13 protein-coding genes and 1 pseudogene are annotated in these 17913 nt (G+C 67.3%); 5 read left to right on the forward strand and 9 right to left on the reverse strand.

Annotated elements, in window-relative coordinates:
- Positions 1 to 134: 134 nt before the first annotated feature.
- Complete coding sequence (locus tag ABGB10_RS13145; RefSeq protein ID WP_347661147.1) at positions 135 to 803, reverse strand: class I SAM-dependent methyltransferase; 669 nt, start codon at positions 801 to 803, stop codon at positions 135 to 137.
- Between the two features lie 61 nt (positions 804 to 864).
- On the opposite strand from ABGB10_RS13145, the gene ABGB10_RS13150 reads away from it, so the two are divergent.
- On the forward strand, positions 865 to 1503 hold the full coding sequence (locus ABGB10_RS13150) for a helix-turn-helix domain-containing protein (protein WP_347661148.1): 639 nt from the start codon (positions 865 to 867) through the stop codon (positions 1501 to 1503).
- Between the two features lie 124 nt (positions 1504 to 1627).
- Here the strand turns inward: ABGB10_RS13150 and ABGB10_RS13155 are convergent, their stop codons facing one another.
- Positions 1628 to 3160: a hypothetical protein gene (locus ABGB10_RS13155; protein WP_347661149.1), complete on the reverse strand. Its 1533-nt coding sequence runs from the start codon at positions 3158 to 3160 to the stop codon at positions 1628 to 1630.
- An 18-nt stretch (positions 3161 to 3178) separates the two neighbouring features.
- Between ABGB10_RS13155 and ABGB10_RS13160 the strand changes: the two genes are divergently transcribed.
- Positions 3179 to 3412: a hypothetical protein gene (locus ABGB10_RS13160; protein ID WP_347661150.1), complete on the forward strand. Its 234-nt coding sequence runs from the start codon at positions 3179 to 3181 to the stop codon at positions 3410 to 3412.
- Positions 3413 to 3855: 443 nt separating this feature from the next.
- Here ABGB10_RS13160 and ABGB10_RS13165 read toward each other — a convergent pair whose 3' ends face one another.
- The 3 genes from ABGB10_RS13165 to ABGB10_RS13175 all read right to left on the reverse strand — a co-directional run bounded on the left by ABGB10_RS13165 (position 3856) and on the right by ABGB10_RS13175 (position 6595).
- Entirely contained in the window at positions 3856 to 5100 is a 1245-nt protein-coding gene (locus tag ABGB10_RS13165) for a helix-turn-helix domain-containing protein (RefSeq protein WP_347661151.1), read from the reverse strand.
- Complete coding sequence (locus ABGB10_RS13170; protein ID WP_347661152.1) at positions 5087 to 5248, reverse strand: hypothetical protein; 162 nt, start codon at positions 5246 to 5248, stop codon at positions 5087 to 5089. The genes ABGB10_RS13165 and ABGB10_RS13170 overlap by 14 nt, the downstream gene beginning before the upstream one ends.
- A 114-nt stretch (positions 5249 to 5362) precedes the next feature.
- Complete coding sequence (locus ABGB10_RS13175; RefSeq protein WP_347661153.1) at positions 5363 to 6595, reverse strand: helix-turn-helix transcriptional regulator; 1233 nt, start codon at positions 6593 to 6595, stop codon at positions 5363 to 5365.
- 263 nt (positions 6596 to 6858) lie between these two features.
- Between ABGB10_RS13175 and ABGB10_RS13180 the strand changes: the two genes are divergently transcribed.
- Positions 6859 to 8451, forward strand: a complete 1593-nt coding sequence (locus ABGB10_RS13180; RefSeq protein WP_347661154.1) for a hypothetical protein — start codon at positions 6859 to 6861, stop codon at positions 8449 to 8451.
- A 299-nt stretch (positions 8452 to 8750) separates the two neighbouring features.
- A complete protein-coding gene (locus ABGB10_RS13185; protein ID WP_347661155.1) occupies positions 8751 to 9686 on the forward strand; it encodes a TIGR02391 family protein in 936 nt (311 codons plus the stop codon).
- Between the two features lie 170 nt (positions 9687 to 9856).
- Here ABGB10_RS13185 and treZ read toward each other — a convergent pair whose 3' ends face one another.
- Genes treZ through glgX form a run of 3 tightly spaced genes read right to left on the reverse strand, consistent with a single transcriptional unit; the run spans position 9857 to position 16003 of the window.
- Entirely contained in the window at positions 9857 to 11581 is a 1725-nt protein-coding gene (treZ, locus tag ABGB10_RS13190) for a malto-oligosyltrehalose trehalohydrolase (RefSeq protein WP_347661156.1), read from the reverse strand.
- On the reverse strand, positions 11578 to 13884 hold the full coding sequence (gene treY, locus ABGB10_RS13195) for a malto-oligosyltrehalose synthase (RefSeq protein WP_347661157.1): 2307 nt from the start codon (positions 13882 to 13884) through the stop codon (positions 11578 to 11580). The genes treZ and treY overlap by 4 nt, the downstream gene beginning before the upstream one ends.
- 1 nt (position 13885) lies before the next feature.
- Positions 13886 to 16003, reverse strand: coding sequence for a glycogen debranching protein GlgX (glgX, locus tag ABGB10_RS13200; protein WP_347661158.1), 2118 nt, complete (start codon positions 16001 to 16003; stop codon positions 13886 to 13888).
- A 455-nt stretch (positions 16004 to 16458) separates the two neighbouring features.
- On the opposite strand from glgX, the gene ABGB10_RS13205 reads away from it, so the two are divergent.
- Entirely contained in the window at positions 16459 to 17730 is a 1272-nt protein-coding gene (locus tag ABGB10_RS13205; RefSeq protein ID WP_347661179.1) for a glycosyltransferase family 4 protein, read from the forward strand.
- 63 nt (positions 17731 to 17793) lie between these two features.
- Here the strand turns inward: ABGB10_RS13205 and ABGB10_RS13210 are convergent.
- Positions 17794 to 17913 (reverse strand): annotated as a pseudogene (locus tag ABGB10_RS13210) (IS30 family transposase); the annotation flags it as partial.

Below are 17913 nucleotides of genomic sequence, written 5' to 3' on the forward strand. Positions count from 1 at the left end.
GATCACCGCATGCCGCCGTACCGCCTCGGCAGCGTCACCCCGCGCGGCCGCCACCAGTACCCGCGCCACCTCGACGGCGACCGGACCGAAGCTGGTGCGGTGCGTGTCGTCGTACCCCCGAAGCGCCCGTGCCGCTAGGCGTCGCGGCGCAGTGTGAACCAGAAGGTCGGCACCGAGTTGGTGCCCGGTGTGACGTCGATCAGCGCCCAGCCGGGGAACCTGGCGCGGAGCTCGTCGGCGGTGACGCCCGCTGCCCACGACGTGACTTCGGGGATCGGATTGCCGAGCGACTCGGGGCCGTACCCGAACATCAGCAACAGTGCTCCGGGAGCGGCACGCTGGGTGAGCCCGGCGGCGTAGGCGTCGCGGCGGTGCAGCGGGACCCCGCAGTAGCAGCTCAGATCGAAGAACAGGTCGAAGGGACCCGGCACGTCCAGTTCGTCGAGGCGGGTGGCGTCTCCGTGCAGCAGTCGTACCGCCACTCCCGCCGCCGCAGCCTTCTCCCTGGCCTGGTCGACGGCGCTGTCGATCAGGTCGACGGCGGCCACCTCCCAGCCGTGCCGTGCGAGGTACGTGGCGTTGGTCCCCGTGCCGCAGCCGAGTTCGAGGGCGCGGCCGGGCGGCAGCGCCCCGCGCCCCTCTACCAGGTCGACCAGCTCGGGCGGCGTCACGCCGGTGTCCCACGGTGGCTTGCCGGTGCGGTAGTAGCCCTCCAGTGCACGGTGGACGGACTCCTCCTCCGGGTCTCGCTGTGTCGAGGTCAGGTCCGGTTCCGGCTTCTGGGTGGCGTCGGGCTGGCCCATCGTCTCCTCCAAGATCTTAGAGTTGAACTCTAGTGACATGCTCTAAAGTTAGACTCGTAATATGGACAAGGTCAAGCGGCCGGACAAACGGGCCGAGCGCTCACGCCGTACCCGTGAAAAGGTCGTCGAGGCGGCTCGCGAGTTGTTCGTCGCGCAGGGTTACGGGGCGACGAGCCTGCAGGAGGTCGCGGACCGGGCGGGCGTGGCCGTCCAGACGGTCTACTTCGTCTTCGGCAACAAGCGCACGCTGTTCAAGGACGTCGTCGACACGTCCATCGCCGGGGACACGGAGCCGGTCGCCACCATGGATCGTGGGTGGTTTCGCGCCGCGTGCGCCGAGCCCACCGCAGCCGGGCAGTTGCGCGCGCACGTTCACGGCGCCCGCGAGATCCTGGGCCGGGTCGCCCCGATCATGCCGCTGATCGCGGCTGCCGCGGCCACCGACCCTGAGATCGCCGCACAGTGGCCGGACAGCCCCGACCCGCACTACACCGTGCAGTACGCAGCGGCCGAAGCCCTGGTCGGCAAGCCCGACGCCCGTCCCGGTCTCTCCGTCGACATGGCGGCAGACCTGCTGTTCGGCCTGCTCAGCCCGCAGCTCTATCTGATCTTCGTCCGCGACCGCGACTGGTCACCGGACACGTGGGAAGAGTGGGCCCGCACCACCTTGACCCACCAACTCTGCGCCGACCCCGACTGAGCGGACGAGTCTCACGATCGGCCCCGCCCGGGTCTGATCTGGTTGATCAAACCCGGGCGGGGCCGGATGTTCGGTGTGCTTCTGGCGACTGCCGTCAGACTCCGGCTGTCCGGGTGGCTGAGGGTCAGCCGAAGCAGTTGGGAACGGGTTGGTCGCTGCCGGTGCAGTTGGTGGGCCGGTTCTTGATGATGAGTGAGTTCTGATCCACCGTGACCAGGTTGTTCTCGGTGAAGATCCCGCCGGGCGGCAGGGTGGAATCGTTCTGGACGACCTTGGACTCCGTGAGGCTGAGCGTGCCGCGGTTGTAGATTCCACCGGCCTGCGAGTTCGGGCCCAGGGCCTTGTTCCGTTCGACGTGACTCCGCAGCAGCACGACAGTGCCGGTGCCGACGTAGATGCCGCCGCCGTGCTCGTTGCGGACGATGTTCTCGCTGATCTTGCTGTCCTCGATGACGATCTGGCCGATCTGGTTGTAGATGCCGCCGCCACGTTGGAAGACCGAGTTGCGCTCGACCTTGCTGTGCTTCAGGTGGAAGTCGCCGTCGGTGAAGATGCCGCCGCCCTCGTTGCTGGCCGTGTTGTCGCTGATATCAGCGTTCGTGACCTTGGTGGTGGAGTTGAGTCCACCCAGGATGCCGCCACCGCGGAAGTCCGCGAGGTTGTGGTCGAGGCGCACATCGTTGAGCACGGCGACACGGCCGTTCGACACCCCGCCACCGTTACCGGTTATCGCAATGCCGCCGGTTCCACGTACGGCGTTGTAACTCAGTCGGGTGTTCTCCATGGTGAGGTAGCCGTTGTTGTGGACGCCTCCGCCACTGAGCACGCCGGAGTTGTTGCTGATCGTGGTCTCGTTGCCCTCGTACTCGCCCTTGTCCTTGTCGTCCCAGTTCTTACCCGTGCCGGCGTGCTCCGCAGGCGGTTCCGCCGCGCCGCCCTGGCCATCCGGGGCCTGCGCCGCCGGCCCGTTGCTGGGCGCCTCGGTGTTGGGCGCCTCGGTGTTGGGCGCCTCGGTGCTGGGCGCCTCGGTGCTGGGCGCCTCGGTGCTGGGCGCCTCGGTGCTGGGCGCCTCGGTGCTGGGCGCCTCGGTGCTGGGCGCCTCGGTGCTGGGCGCCTCGGTGCTGGGTGCCTCGGTGCTGGGTGCCTCGGTGTTGGGTGCCTCGGTGCTGGGTGCCTCGGTGTTGGGGGTGCCGCTGGTGGCCGAGTCCTTGCCGTGCTCGGTCTTGCCGCTGATCTTGGTGATGCCGAAGTTGGCGATCCCGCCACCGGCGCCGGCGGCCCGGTTCTGGACCACGTTGATGTGTTCGAGGGTGGCCTCGCCGCCGGCGCTGACCCGGATCCCGCCACCACCGGAAACGTTCGCCGAACCGCCCTTGATGGTGACATCGCGGAGCTTCAGGTTTCCGCCGCTCCCGACCTCCAGGATCCGGAACGGCTCGGCGTTCGCCGCCCGGACGATGGTGGCACCTTCGCCCTTGATGGTGATGGGTTTGGTGATGACCGGAAGGCCGTTGGGGCCGTGGGCCGTGGGCGGTGTGGCGACCGGAGCGAACGCGGTGAGGGTGTACGTGCATCGCTCGGTGAGTTTGAGCGTCGCCCCGTTTCCGGCGTTGGCGTGTACGAGCGCGGCGATCAGCAGATCGGGGTCACAGGGCACCACCCTCTCGCCGCCCTCGTGGCCCTCGCCGTCGTTGCCGCCCGGGGCCTGTCCGCCAGGATCCTGTCCGCCCGGATCCTGTCCGCCATTGTCGTCGCCGGTTACCCGGCCGCGTTCGACGATGAACTGCTGCGCGGCCTTTTCGAGGCGATCGTTGACACCAGCAAGGGCGGACGCGCCGGTGACGCCGACGGCGCCGCTGACGGCGGCCAGCCCGGTCATTCCGGTCAGCCCGACCACAAGCCAGCGTGACCGCCGGCTCCGTCCCGGCGGTCCGGGCCGAGCTGCTGCTTGGCTGACATTTCGGTGTTTCGGTAGACGATCAGACATTAGCGGAACCTCACCCTTCTCCCTGTACAACAGGTCCGCACCGCCACTACGGTGCCGATAGCGACCAAATAGGGTCTTTGCTACCAGAACGGAACGTAGCAGAGGTTTTCTCGCATCGGGCACAGACGCGAGAAGCAGACATGTTCGGGGCATCTGTCACAGACACCCCACGCACAGCAGTGGCCCCATGACTGTTCCTGGGCAACGCGTACGACAGGCAGGAGCGGGCAGGATCCGCATTGCTCACGCGGTCGCCGCCAGCGGTCATCCATCGAGGCCGATGAGGAACGCTGATACGCGGTAATCGCCCTCACGCACCGCCGACGAGGCCGGCGCGGAGCAAGGTGGTGGCCGAGCGCCGGCCGTCAACGGGTCAGGCCGACCAGCGTCGCCAGTCGCGCCACACCGGCCGGTGCCGGCTGCGCGCGGGCGACATCGGCGATGACGGTACGCGCCAACGGCCGGCACCGAACCTCAGCCGGCGCGACACTGTCCGCGTCCACCAGGGCGCGGGCCGCCCCACGCAGGTCACCCAGTCGCAGGTACGCCCGCGCGACGTCGACCAGGTACGCACCCCGATACTCGGCCGGCAGCCGCCGCCACCCCTCCCGCCGCACGATCACCGCATGCCGTTGGAGCGCCTCGTCGGCGTCACCCCGTAAGGCCGCCACCACCACCCGCGCCACCTCGACGGCGACCGGCCCGAAACTGGTGCGGTGCGGATCGTCGTACCCCCTGAGCCCGGCGGCGATCCCCGCGGCCCGGCCGATCATCTCGTCGGCGCGGCGGGTGTCACCGCAGCCCGCGGCGGCCAGCGCGGCCTGCACCAGCAACGTCCCACCCACGGCCCACTCCCCCGCCGACCACTGCGGCGCGACCCTGCCCCCGCCCCGGCGATCATGAGGTTGACGGCCGGTTTGATCTTCATGAGGCCCGTCAACCTCATGATCACCGAGGCGCGCCGAGGTGGTGGTGATGCGGTTCGCGGCGGTTAGGGCCGCTGTTAGGGCCAGGGGGTCGCGGTTTGACGCGCGGAGCGCCTGGGCGACCGAGATGGCCGCCGTTGCCGCCAGGATCGGGTCGTCACCGGCGGCGGACATCGCCCGGTCGGCGGCCAGCCAGCCGAGGTCGGCCTCGCCGAGCTTCACCAGGAGCGACGAGGTGATCCGGTACGCCTGCACCAGCAGGTCTGGTTTCTGCGCGCCCTGGGCAGTGTCGAGCAGACCCGGCAACACCCGCACCAACTGGCCGTAGTGCGCGTGCTGGTACGTCAACCAGGCATGCCCGACCTGCCTCCTCAGCTCGTCCGTCTGCGGTGGAGCCTGCGCGATGCCGTAGCGGGCGAGCGCGGCCCGGATGTCGTCCACCCCGTCCGGCGTGCCCGCCGGGGTGCTCCGCGGCTGGCCGAGCAGCACCTCCGGCTCCACCCGCAGGACGTGGGCCAGCTCCTGGATCACCGAGTACCGGTCCAGGGTGCGGGCACCCCGCTCGATCTTGTCCACCCAGCTCTTCGACCTGCGCAGCCGGTCGGCGAGCATCTGCTGCGTCATCGACCGCCGCACCCGCCAGCTCGCCACCCGACGACCGATCGGGACGTCATCGCTGGTCACGCCGCCACCGCCGGTCCGGGACCGCACGGGTCGTGTCCTCCACGGGTACGCGCTCCGCCTCGGCCTGGGCTAGGAGTCGCTGTTTGGCAGCCTCCCGCTCGGCCGCTTCTGACCGCTCACCCTTGTTCGCCGACTCGTCGCCTTGCATGCCCACCTCCATCGAACAGTGGGCGCGACATCAGTCTTTGAGTAGCCCCAAGTGCCGTCACCCACCGTTATCGTCCGTGTGAGGACCGGTGGTGGACCAGGCGAAACGCGTCCGTTACGGCATAGCGGACAGTCGGAGGTGGTGAACGGCTGCGGTCACTTGGCGGGCGAGTTCTCGGGATGCCGTGGCAAGCGCAATGGCGTCTGCCGCCGCCAGGGTTTCGCGGGCCGCCGCCGCATCCCCGGCCTGCGCCTGGCTGACGGCGAGATGCACCAGGTTTCGGCCGTGCCACTCTGCGCCACCGGCGTCCTCGCTGACGCCTGCGATACCGGCCGTCAGCAGCTCAAGAGCGCGACCATTCGCACGACTGTCCTCAGCACCCAGATAACGCCAGACACTGCCCTGCTGGACAGCGAAGAACGATGGTGTATACCAGTAGCCCCAAGGGGACAGTGGCTCCTCTGCCGCCTGAGCCGAAAGGTCCGACGCCTCCGACAGCCGCGCGAGTATGTCAGCGCTAGCTGCTCCGGCCATGGCTAGACCTCTGGCCTCCTGCCCTGCGCAGTAGGCGCGCAGGGCCGTATTCACCGTCTCGTCGCGCCGCGACTCCCGCGACAGTACGATCATGGCCGGGAGATCGTGCCGCAACTCCGCCTGGTGCCCCTGAAACGATAGTACGGCGGCGACCAGATCCGTGTTGCCAGCCTCAGTAGCCCACTGCAGAGCCCTCGCGTTCCAGATCGTGGCAGCACGCCCATCACCGCGCGCCATGCTCAGCCAGCCGGCGAACTGCGCCCACTGCCCAGCGAGGTCGACGACTCGGGGCCGTACGTCAGGCGGAGCATGCCGCAGCAAACCTGTCACGGTCCCGAGATGGGCTCGAACTGGTGCCATGATGGGGCCCGACCCAATGGCATCCTCCAGCCGGCGGTAGCCGGCCAGAAGGCCGGCGAGGGCATCTGCGGCGGCACGGTCAACACGGCGGGGATACGCCGTCACGAATGCCAGGCGGTCGTCGCTGTCAGGAGCATTGGTGACTAGTGCCGCCAAAGCGCCGCATGCGTGAAGTGCGTCGTCGAGCCGGACCGCTACGTCCACCGTGGGCTTCGTCTGCCCCGCTTCGAACTGGTGGATCAGGCTCTTACCGTGTTTGACAGCAGCTGCAAGCTGCCGTAGTGAGAGACCCCTCGCCTCACGAAGTCGCCGCAGCTCAGAGGCGAAGCGCGGGTCGACGATGGTGGTTGCGCGTGGGGGCATTGCAGCACTCCAACCTCGCGCCGACGGATGATGATCACAACAGCCAATCCTGACGATATCGACGTTACCTTCCGAACGGCTGAAGGTCACCTGGTAGCCCCTCCCGCTTGTTTTGTACAGCAGCCCTGCGGAGCGCTCCGGTTCAATTGACGGCCACTCTTCCCTGCCCGTTTGGCGCGAGTTGTTCGCTTCAGCAATTACTGGGGTCGCGATCGGTTGATGGGCTGTGAGATCGTGCAGCGGCGACCCAGACCGGCGGTCCGTGGCTCTAGCCCTGTCAACCGGTGGCAAGCCGCATCGCGATCTAGACGAGCGAGAATGGCTGAAATACAAGCAGCAAAGAGGGCTGAATAATGAAGCTGGTGCCGCTAATCCCCAACGACATGGAGGGGCAACTCGAATTCCTTTGCGAGGTCCTGGGTAAAGCTTTCATAGACTGGGTTCTCGTTAACCCGTCAGGACCATTAACTCCAAACCAAGCCGAAGCGCTCGATCTGTTGATCACTCTTCTGCGGCAAGGGCAGTCATCGGTCGGCCACCCTGGATCGGCACGCCTAATCCTATCGGGCTTAACCCAGTACTATCCAGAGGTCAACACATCCGCTTTGAACTACCTGCGGATTCGGTCAACCACTCAACCCCTGCCGAGATTCACAAAGAGTGAAGATGATCTTCTTGATGCCTTGACCGAAGCGGCAGTGGAAATTTATGGCGAACTTCTCCTAAACCTACGCAACCCCCATGCGGGCATATTGGGCCCCTATGCGTCGCCCGTGATGCAGCGCTTACGAGCGGCTGTCACCAGCGATCCAAGCCTGCCCTTCCGCCTCGGCGACGAGAACGCTGGCGTCTATATCGTTACGACGGCGGGTCAAGCAACTTCGATCCAGGGGACCTTCGCGGGCACTTCAATCATCAGCGCCGCATGGGAACAAGTGCGCATGCACAATCCTGCGACACCTTCGTTAGAGAACTTAGTGGAGGCGCTTCCAACCGCGCTTGACAAAGCGAGAACCGCACTCTCGGGATCGACCGTCAAGACAACGGGACTGTGTTCCTTTACTGGAGCAACCCTCCCGTCGAATGCCGTGATCGAGTTAGGGTGGGGACGTCTTCGTTCGGCCCGGTTCGAGGATCATCCGGAGTTTGTAGACTCGATGGTCGAGCGGAGAACAGTTGGCCAGGCCGAATCGGGAGAAGAGGTGGTAATTTCCGACGCTGGAGACGTCATTCTCGAAGTAGATGTCCCTTTTCGCATCGACATGCCAGCTGCCCCAATCGACTTCACCGCCGACTTCACCTGGCCGAAACAATCAAGTACCCTTGAGCTGGAAAAAAGAGTATTGCAGGTTAGAATTGCATTAATGCTAGCACTGGAACGAGCCACGATCCCGGTCGTGCTGCCAGTGTGGCGTCGCTTTGTTCAACCGATCGGGCAAGGCGGCTCGGTTGGCATATCCGACCCAGAATTGTCTGCACCTCGTGTCCCCTCCACCCTAAGTTCAATGGAAGTGGAGTCATGGCGAGAGTGGATCGGGAGGCTGGATTCCGTCGAACTTCTTAGACTGGGCGTGGCGCCAGCCCGGCTACTGCGGGCAGTCGCTGAACGACGGGACCCGTTCGACTCCTTAATTGATTCAGTGATTTGCTGGGAAGCTATATTCGGCGGGGATGCAGAGATGACTCTACGTGTTTCATCAGCGATCGCGCGTCTCCTCCGCCCGCCTGGACCTGAGCGACAGCAGCTTCGGCGCGAGGTGGCGGATCTTTATCGACTTCGAAGCAAGGTGGTCCATGGAGTCGGCGTTGCAATGGACGACGTTATCGAGGCAAGCAAGACAGCGATACGTCTTGGTATTCAAATTGTCCGCACTTTGGCCACTGACAGAGTAGATTTGATCAACAAGACAAGCAGCGAACGCAGCATACTTGTCTTGATGGACTAAGGCGCATCTTGGCAACTAGGTCCACAGCGGACCAGGCAGGGCGCGGGGTTCACCGGTGTTTCACCGAGGGTTGTTTGTTTCACCGAGGGTTGTTCTTTAATGGCTACGTCACCGATTAGGTGCATTTAATTGAGGAAGAGGTAAGCGTGGCTCTCCGACCGGTCGCGCCTGCGGGTATTCCGTCCCCCAGTGGAGACAGTGGGAGGGCACTCCTAGACCTAATTTGGGAACGGTTTAACATCCGAGGAAGTTGGCCTGTATTCGCAGACATCGACAGGGGTTTATATCAGCAGGATCGCTTGTTCGAGGATGCGATGAAGGAGGTTCCCGCCGATCTCTTGGTCGGTATAGACACCAGGCGCCCTTCCCACCCATCAGCTGAAACACAGCTCCGATTGACCATCGCGGGTGTATCCAACTGCCCGGGTGCGAGCATTTATATAAATACATTTCTGGGGTTGCTAAAAATCGCCGTGGAGGTGGACCGATTTTGGGGGGATCCAGAATCATCACCCAAGCTGACTAGGCAGCAGGTGCTCCAATACCTTCCGGGATTACCGGCCGGAAGAGCAGGTGAGACGATCGCGGATCAAATCTTCCATATCGTCAGCCCAGAGCCGTGGACGTGCGGTCTTTCAGGACCGAATGCCGATGGTTGGTCGATCACCATTGGTCGAAATATTCGAAAGTTTTCTTCCGTCAGAACATTTACGGACTATTGGCAAATTCGATCCTCTCTGCTCAATCAAGGGGAGTCCGAGATAGCTCCGGATACGTCTACCGATTCGCTCGACGTCGAGAGGACGAAATATCCACATCGACCGTTCATCCTACACCGAGACCTTGCGAAAGCGGAACAGATTTTCGACGACGGTCACCTGGCACACTCCGCCCTCGAAGCGTTTCAGGCAGTAGAACTAAGCGTGAAGCGGACTGCCGGGCAACACGACATCATTCCCGCGAAGTTTCAATTTGGTCAACGGCTCATGAGTTACACAATGAACCCCAAGGACGGTTCACTAATTTTCGCTCCGAATGGGGCCGAGGATGGGGTGAGCGAACAAGAGGGCTTGATGTGGATATTCATGGGCGCTTTCGCGGCTTACCGGAACCCTTTGGCTCACAAATCTTACGAGCCGAACGACCCGGCCGAGGTTTGGGAACTCTTGGTCTTCGCAAGCATGTTGCTTCGGCGTCTGGACGGAGCGTCTGCCCGTCCTCGTAAATCGGATTGAGACGCATGACCGATGGGCCAGCCCTCAACTTCGCAGGTTGGCCGAATATGCTCTTATCTAGCTACTACGCATCGGGCTGAATCCGCCGTAGTCGGGCCAGGCACGCACCGCTCCGCAGTCAGCATGTTCGCTGGCAATCAGCTCCAAGCCGTGCCGGATCGGGCAACCCATCACAGCGCCACGATCGCCGCAGTCTCCGCTGGCAGCTCGATCCGGTCCCGCATCACCGTGACGCCCTCCCCCGTAGCCAGCAGCACCCGCCGAGCCACCCCAGGCAGCGACACCCCCTGCCCCCGCCCCGCGAGGTTGGCGACAACAAGCGTGTCCCCCCGCCGCATCACCAGGAACTGGTCCCCATGCTGCACAGAAACAGCGTTCAACCGAGGATCCGAGAGGTCAGGAAGAGACCGACGCAGCCCGATCAACCGCTGGTAGAACGACAGCATCGAAGCATGCTCAGGCTTGTCCAGCTCGGCCCAGTCCAACCGCGACCGTACGAACGTCTCCGGGTCCTGCGGGTCCGGCACATCGCCCTCCGGCCACCCGTGCGAGGCGAACTCCCGCCGCCGCCCGGTCCGCACCGCAGAGGCCAACTCCGGCTCCGGGTGCGAGGTGAAGAACTGCCACGGCGTAGAAGCAGCCCACTCCTCCCCCATGAACAGCATCGGAGTGAACGGCGCCGTCAACAGCAACACAGCCCCGACCCGCAACAGAGAAGGCGACAGCGAAGCCGAGATCCGGTCCCCGGTAGCCCGGTTCCCGATCTGGTCGTGGTTCTGGAGGTAAGCCACCAGCCGGTGCCCAGGCACCCGCGAGTCGAGAGGCCGCCCATGGTGCCGGTTGCGGAAGCTCGACCAGGTCCCCGCGTGGAAGAACCCACCGGTTAGCACGTCCGACAACGTCTCCAAAGAGCCGAAATCCCCGTAGTACCCCTGCCGCTCCCCCGTCAGCAACGTGTGCAGCGCGTGGTGGGCGTCGTCGTTCCACTGGGCGTGCAGCCCGAACCCGCCAGCCTCGCGAGGCGTGATGAGCCGCGGGTCGTTGAGGTCGGATTCGGCGATGAGCGACAACGGCCGCCCCAGGTGCGTCGACAGCGACTCGACGGAAACCGCCAGCTCTTCCAGGATCGGCACCGCCCGCGAGTCGCGCAGGGCGTGCACGGCGTCCAGGCGTAGGCCGTCGACGTGGTAGTCGCGCAGCCACATGAGCACGCTGTCGATGATGTAGCGGCGTACCTCGTCGGAGTGCGGGCCGTCCAGGTTGATCGAGCGGCCCCAACTGTTGCTCTGCTCGGCGAGGTAGGGCCCGAACCGTGGCGCGTAGGCCCCGGAGGGCCCGAAATGGTTGTAGACAACGTCGAGGATCACCCCCAACCCTTTGGCATGGGCGGCGTCGACGAACCGTTTCAGGCCGTCGGGGCCGCCGTAGGGCTCGTGTGGGGCGTACCAGCAGACGCCGTCGTACCCCCAGTTGTGTTCGCCGTTGAAGGCGTTGACCGGGAGCAGCTCGATCAGGTCGACACCGAGGTTCACCAGGTGGTCGAGGCGGTCGATGGCCGCGTCGAAGGTGCCTTCCGGGGTGAAGGTGCCGATGTGCAGCTCGTAGAGGATGCTGCCGGGCAGTTGCCGGCCGGTCCAGGAGGAATCAGTCCACTGGAACGCAAGATGGTCGTAGCGGCGGCTCGGCCCGTGCACACCCGCAGGCTGCCACGGGGAGCGGGGGTCGGGCAGGGGGGTTTCGTCGTCGTTCAGCAGAAAGGAGTAGTCGGGGCCGGCGTCGGGGACGTCGACCTGCCACCAGCCGTCGGCGGTGGCACGCATCTCGTGGTCGGTGTCGCCGGCCAGGCGCAGTCGCACGCGGGTGGCGTCCGGTGCCCAGACGGAGAATTCGGTCATGAAACGGCCTCCTCGGCAGCGGTGGGAGGAGCCAGCAGAGCCACGGGATAGTCGGCCAGAAGGTCGTCCAGAGGCGTCTCTCCGCCACTGTAGACCCGGTCGGTGAACAGGTCCTTCATCTCGTGAACGGGAAGTGACAGGGCTGTGTCACACCACCCACCGGCCCGGGCCAGGCCCAGCGGCAGGCGGGTCGCCACGGCGATCACGCCACCCCGGTCGAACGCCACCACGTGCCGGCCTACCGGCCCGTGCGCCGGCACCGGCCGGTAGGTGGTGAACAGCTCCGGGTGCGCCCGCCGCAACCGCAGCGTCCGCGACACGACGAGCAGCTTCGCCGCTCCGTCGGTGTCGACCGGGGGACGCCAGCCGCCGTCGAGGCGTGCCAGCATCTCTCGGCGTACGTCGAAGTCGACCGGCCGGCGGTTGTCCGGGTCGACCAGGGAGTTGTCCCACAGCTCGGTGCCCTGGTAGGTGTCCGGCACCCCGGGCATGGTGAGTTGGATCAGCTTCTGCCCGAGCGAGTTGCACCAGCCGGCCGGGGCGATGGCGGCGGCGAGTTCGGTCAGCTCGTCGTGCAGGCTCGGGTCGTCGTACATGCGGTCGACCACGTCGTGCAGGGCCTGCTCGAAGGCCGGGTCCGGGTCCGCCCAACTGGTCGAGGCCCCGGCCTCCCGAGCGGCCTTCTCGACGTACGCGTGCAGCCGCTCCCGTTCGATCGGCCACGCGCCGACGGCGGTCTGCCAGAGCAGGTGGGCGAACGCCGGGTCGGGCAGCGGCGCGTACTCCATCCAGGTCTTGACCTGCTCCGCCCAGCGGCCCGGCAGTTCGCTGAGCACGGCGAGCCGGGCGCGGACGTCCTCGCCGCGTTTGGTGTCGTGGGTGGACAGGGTGGTCATGCTGGCGGGCCAGCGGACCTGCTGGGCGGCGGCGAAGCGGTGGAACTCCGCCGGTGGCACCCCGAAGTGGGCGGGGCTGCCGCCGACCTCGTTGACCGCCACGAAGCGGGTCCAGCGGTAGAACGCGGTGTCCTCCACGCCCTTGGCCATCACCGCGCCGGTGAGCTGCGGGAACCGTTGGGCCAGCTCGTCGTCGGGGTTACGCAGTCGGCGGGTGACCGCGTCCAGGGCGCCGGCCAGGTCGGGGCGGCGGCGGCCGGCCTCGGAGCGGGCGGCGGCGAGGTGCCGGGCGCCGTGCGGCGGGTAGCCCCGGTAGACGTCGAACGCGGCGGCCAGCTCGGCGAGCGCCGCGCGGGCCTGCTCGGTCGGCACCTCCGGGGCGAGGGCGGCCAACCGGGTCAGCTCGGCGGCGAGCAGCTGTGTCGCGGCGGCCAGCTTGGTGGCGTGGGTCAGGTCCTCCCACGAGGTACGCCGGCCGCTGAGCTGGGTGTCCAGCACGGTGAAGTCGCCCTCGGCGTCGGTGTCGACGAAGAGCCCGTTGACCGCGGCCAGGGCGTCGTAGCCGGTGGTGCCGTCCACCGGCCAGTCCGGCAGCTCCTCGCCGTACTCCAGGATCTTCTCCACCACCAGCCAGGCGTCGGGCGCGGCGGCCCGCAACCGGGTCAGGTAGCCGGCCGGGTCGCGCAGGCCGTCCGGGTGGTCGACGCGGATGCCGTCGACCTCCCCGGCGGCGGCCCAGCGCAGGATCAGGTCGTGGGTGGCGGCGAACACCGCCGGGTCCTCCACGCGCAGACCGGCCAGGCCCGCGATGGCGAAGAACCGGCGGTACGTCAGCTCGGCGGCACCGCGCCGCCAGGAGACCAGCTCGTAGTGCTGCCGGTCGTGCACCTCCCCCGCGCTGCCGTCGCCGGTGCCGTCGGCGACCGGGAAACGGTGCTCGTGGTAGCGCAACTCGCCGTCGACCAGCTTGAGGTCGTCCAGCGCGGCCGGGTCGTCGGCCAGGACCGGCAGCAGCAGCCGGCCCCGGTCCCAGTCGATGTCGAACCAGTCGGCGTACGACGAGTCGCGCCCCCGGCGCAGCACGTCCCACCAGGCCGGGTTCGCGACCGGGACGGCCACCCCGGCGTGGTTGGGCACGATGTCGACGACCAGGCCGAGCTGCCTGTCGCGCAACGCGCTGAGCAACCGCTGCCGGGCGGCCTCCCCGCCCAACTCCGGGCTGACGGCCCGGTGGTCGACCACGTCGTAGCCGTGCTGGGAGCCGGGGGTCGCGGTCAGCAGCGGGGCGCTGTAGAGGTGGCTGACGCCGAGGTCGTCCAGGTAGTCGACGATCGCGGCGGTGGCGTCCAGGTCGAAGCCGGGGCGGACCTGGATCCGGTAGGTGGCCTTGGGAGGGGTGGCCGGCATGTCAGATCGTCCTCTCCAACACCACCAGGGAACGGTCCGGCACCCGGATGGTGCCGCCCGCGCTGATCACCGTCGCGTCGTCGGGCTCGGGGTCGGCCGTGCTGATCACCCGTTCCCACTTCTGGCCGTACTCGCTGCCGGGCATGGTGAAGTCCAGCGGCGCGTCGTGGGCGTTGAAGCAGAGCAGGAACGAGGCGTCGTGGTGCTTCTGGCCGTACTGGCCGCGTTCCCGGATGCCCTCGCCGTTGACGAACAACGCCACCGAGCGGCCGAAGTCGTTGCCCCAGTCGTCGCCGGTCATCTCCCGCCCGTCCGGCGTGTGCCAGGCCAGATCGGGCAGCGGCTCGTCGGTGCCGCGCCCGTTCACGGGCAGACCGGTGAAGAACCGGCGGCGGCGGAACACCTGGTGCCGGCTGCGGAAGTCGGTGAGCGTCCGGACGAACTCCAACAGTTGCTCGTCGACGTTGTCCCAGTCGACCCAGGCCAGCTCGCTGTCCTGGCAGTAGACGTTGTTGTTGCCACGCTGGGTACGACCCAGCTCGTCGCCGTGGCCGATCATCGGCACCCCCTGCGACAGCATCAGGGTGGCCAGGAAGTTGCGCCGCTGCTTGGCCCGCAGCGCGAGCACCGCCTCGTCGTCGGTGTCACCCTCGACCCCGCAGTTCCAGGACCGGTTGTGGCTCTCGCCGTCCCGGTTGTCCTCGCCGTTGGCCTCGTTGTGCTTGTCGTTGTACGACACCAGGTCGTTGAGGGTGAACCCGTCGTGCACGGTGACGAAGTTGATGCTGTGGAACGGTCGACGGCCGTCGTCCTGGTAGAGGTCGGCGGACCCGGAGATGCGCGACGCGAACTCGGCCAGCGTGGCCGGCTCACCACGCCAGAAGTCCCGCACGGTGTCCCGGTATTTTCCGTTCCACTCCGTCCACAACGGCGGGAAGTTGCCCACCTGGTAGCCGCCCGGGCCGACGTCCCACGGCTCGGCGATCAGCTTCACCCGACTGACCACCGGGTCCTGCTGCACCACCTCGAAGAACGTGGAGAGTCGGTCCACCTCGTAGAACTCGCGGGCCAGGGTGGCCGCCAGGTCGAACCGGAACCCGTCGACGTGCATCTCGGTCACCCAGTACCGCAACGAATCCATGATCAGTTGCAGGGAGTGCGGGCTGCGGACGTTGAGGCTGTTGCCGGTGCCCGTGTAGTCGACGAAGTAGCGCCGGTCCTCCTCGCTGAGCCGGTAGTAGCTCGGGGCGTCCACGCCCTTGAAGCTCAACGTCGGCCCGAGGTGGTTGCCCTCGGCGGTGTGGTTGTAGACCACGTCGAGGATGACCTCGATGCCGGCCGCGTGCAGCGCCTTGACCATGCCCCGGAACTCCTGCACCTGCTGGCCGGTCCGGCCCAACGCGGAGTAGCCGTGGTGCGGGGCGAAGAAGCCGATGGTGTTGTAGCCCCAGTAGTTGCGCAGCCCCAGGTCGGCGAGGCGGTGGTCGTGGATGAACTGGTGCACCGGCATCAGCTCGATCGCCGTCACCCCGAGCCGGGTCAGATAGTCGATCATCGGCGGGGAGGCGATGCCCGCGTACGTGCCGCGCAGCTCCTCCGGGATGTCCGGGTGCCGCATCGTCAGCCCGCGCACGTGTGCCTCGTAGATCACCGAGTGGTGGTACGGGGTGCGCGGCGGCTTGTCGTTGCCCCAGTCGAAGTACGGGTTCACCACCACCGACTTCGGTATGAACGGCGCCGAGTCGGTCTCGTTCATCCGCTCCGGCTCGGACATGTCGTAGTCGTAGACCGCCGGGTCCCACGTCACGTCACCGTCGATGGCCTTCGCGTACGGGTCGATCAGCAGCTTGTGCGGGTTGCAGCGCAGCCCGTTCGCCGGGTCGTACGGGCCGTGCACCCGGTAGCCGTAGCGCTGCCCCGGCTCGATGCCCGGCAGGTACGCGTGCCACACGTACGCGTCCACCTCGCGCAGCTCGACGCGGCGCTCCGCGCCGGTGTCCCACTCGTCGAAGAGGCACAGCTCGATCCGCTCGGCCACCTCGGAGAAGATGGCGAAGTTGGTGCCCATCCCGTCGTAGGTGGCGCCCAGGGGGTACCGCTCGCCCGGCCAGACCTGCATGTCGCTCCCTCAACCCATGGTGATGTGCGCGGGTATTGCCCTGCCCCCGGGCGCGCCAATCCATCCTCGCAGCCACTGCCCGGAAACGGCCTGTCTGATGCGTGCTACACCCCTCGGGTGTCCTCCGTCACGATGGCCCTTTTCAGGATGCGTTCTTGGGCTCGATGGACTTTCCTTGATCGGGGACAAGCGTCCGCGCGCGTCCCGCCAGGCCCTCGGCCACCCCTTCCACCTCTCGCTCCGCCGCCACTGATGCCGGCGCGCACCACCATGCACGGACGGAGATTGATGTGACCCTGCGGGTCGACGAGCAGCTCGCTGCCACCAAGGACCGGACCCACCGGCCCACGCTCACCTCCCGGCCCCACGCGCAGTCCGGCCCGTCCGCGCAGCCCGGCACGCCCGTGCCGGCGCAGCCCGGCCCCGGGGTGCCCCCGCAGACCCGCCGCATCCTCATGCTGTCCTGGGAGTACCCGCCGGTGCTCGTCGGCGGTCTCGGCCGACACGTGCACGCCCTGTCGGTGGCCCTCGCCGCCGCCGGCCACGAGGTCACCGTCGTCACCCGCCACAGCGACGGCGCACCCCTCGAGGAGTACGCCGACGGCGTCCGCATCCTGCGCGCCCCCGAGGACCCGGTGGCCTTCCCACTCGCCACCGACTCGCTGCTGGCCTGGACCATGGCCTTCAACCACACCCTCACCCGCACCGCGCTGCGCGCCACCCAGGCCGGCTCGTACGACGTCATCCACGCCCACGACTGGCTCGTCGCGCACACCGCGATGACGTTGCGCGACCACCTGGACATCCCGCTGGTCAGCACGATCCACGCCACCGAGGCGGGGCGGCACCAGGGCTGGCTGCCGGAGGAGATGAACCGCACCATCCACGGCATCGAGCAGTGGCTCAGCAGCGAGTCCGGCCGGCTGATCGTGTGCTCCGGTTACATGCGTGACGAGGTGAACGCGCTGTTCGGCGTACCGGCCGGGCGGGTCGACGTGGTAGCCAACGGCGTGGAGCCGCACCGCTGGCGGGTGCCGCCGCGTGCCGTAGCCGCCGCCCGGGCCCGGTTCGCCGGGGACGGCCCGCTGGTCACCTTCGCCGGCCGCCTGGTGTACGAGAAGGGCGTCCAGCACCTGATCGCCGCGCTGCCCCGGCTGCGTGAGCGTCACCCGGGGCTGCGTGCCGTGATCGCCGGCGACGGGCCGTACCGCGCCGAGTTGGAGGCCGAGGTGCACCGCCGCGGCCTGGGCGGCATGGTCAGCATGCCGGGCTTCCTCGGCGGCAACGACCTGCCGGCGCTGATGGCCGCGTCCGACTGCTTCGCCGTGCCGAGCATCTACGAACCGTTCGGGATGGTCGCCCTGGAAGGCGCGGCGGCCGGTGCCCCCCTCGCCGTCGCCGCCACCGGTGGCCTCGCCGAGATCGTCGAGCCGGGGGTGACCGGAATGACCTTCCGCCCGCACGACCCGGACGGCCTGGCCGACGCCGTCGACACCCTGCTGTCCGACCCGGACCGGGCCCGCGTCATGGCCCGCCGCGCCCGCCGGATGGTCCACGACCAGTACGGCTGGTCCGCGATCGCCCAGCGCACCGCCGCCAGCTACGCCGCCGCCATCGCCACCGACGCCGCGTTCACCGCCCAGCGCGCCGAGCAACGGATGTCTCTGGGCCGGGCACTCCCGGCGCTCCGTGACGGCAACCTGCTCGCCGCCGCCGGCCTGCGCTGACCCGCCCGTTTGCGGTTGATCGACTCGGTTTTCTTGAAGTCGGGGTGTCCCGGTGCGGCGGTTTCAAGCGGCTGTTGCAACCAGGTGTTTGTGGAGTACCTCGGCTGGATTCTGCCAGTCGAGAGTTTGGCGTGGTCGTCCGTTGAGTTCGCGGGCGACCGCGTCGAGGTCGTCCTGGGTCCA

It is taken from the genome of Micromonospora sp. B9E7 (assembly GCF_039871815.1).
Taxonomy (GTDB): Bacteria; Actinomycetota; Actinomycetes; order Mycobacteriales; family Micromonosporaceae; genus Micromonospora.

Coding starts and splice junctions, on each gene's coding strand:
- treY (WP_347661157.1), bottom strand. CDS start 13,884: ATGCCGGCCACCCCTCCCAAGGCCACCTACCGGATCCAGGTCCGCCCC.
- ABGB10_RS13150 (WP_347661148.1), top strand. CDS start 865: ATGGACAAGGTCAAGCGGCCGGACAAACGGGCCGAGCGCTCACGCCGT.
- treZ (WP_347661156.1), bottom strand. CDS start 11,581: ATGACCGAATTCTCCGTCTGGGCACCGGACGCCACCCGCGTGCGACTG.
- ABGB10_RS13180 (WP_347661154.1), top strand. CDS start 6,859: ATGAAGCTGGTGCCGCTAATCCCCAACGACATGGAGGGGCAACTCGAA.
- glgX (WP_347661158.1), bottom strand. CDS start 16,003: ATGCAGGTCTGGCCGGGCGAGCGGTACCCCCTGGGCGCCACCTACGAC.
- ABGB10_RS13145 (WP_347661147.1), bottom strand. CDS start 803: ATGGGCCAGCCCGACGCCACCCAGAAGCCGGAACCGGACCTGACCTCG.
- ABGB10_RS13170 (WP_347661152.1), bottom strand. CDS start 5,248: ATGCAAGGCGACGAGTCGGCGAACAAGGGTGAGCGGTCAGAAGCGGCC.
- ABGB10_RS13205 (WP_347661179.1), top strand. CDS start 16,459: ATGCTGTCCTGGGAGTACCCGCCGGTGCTCGTCGGCGGTCTCGGCCGA.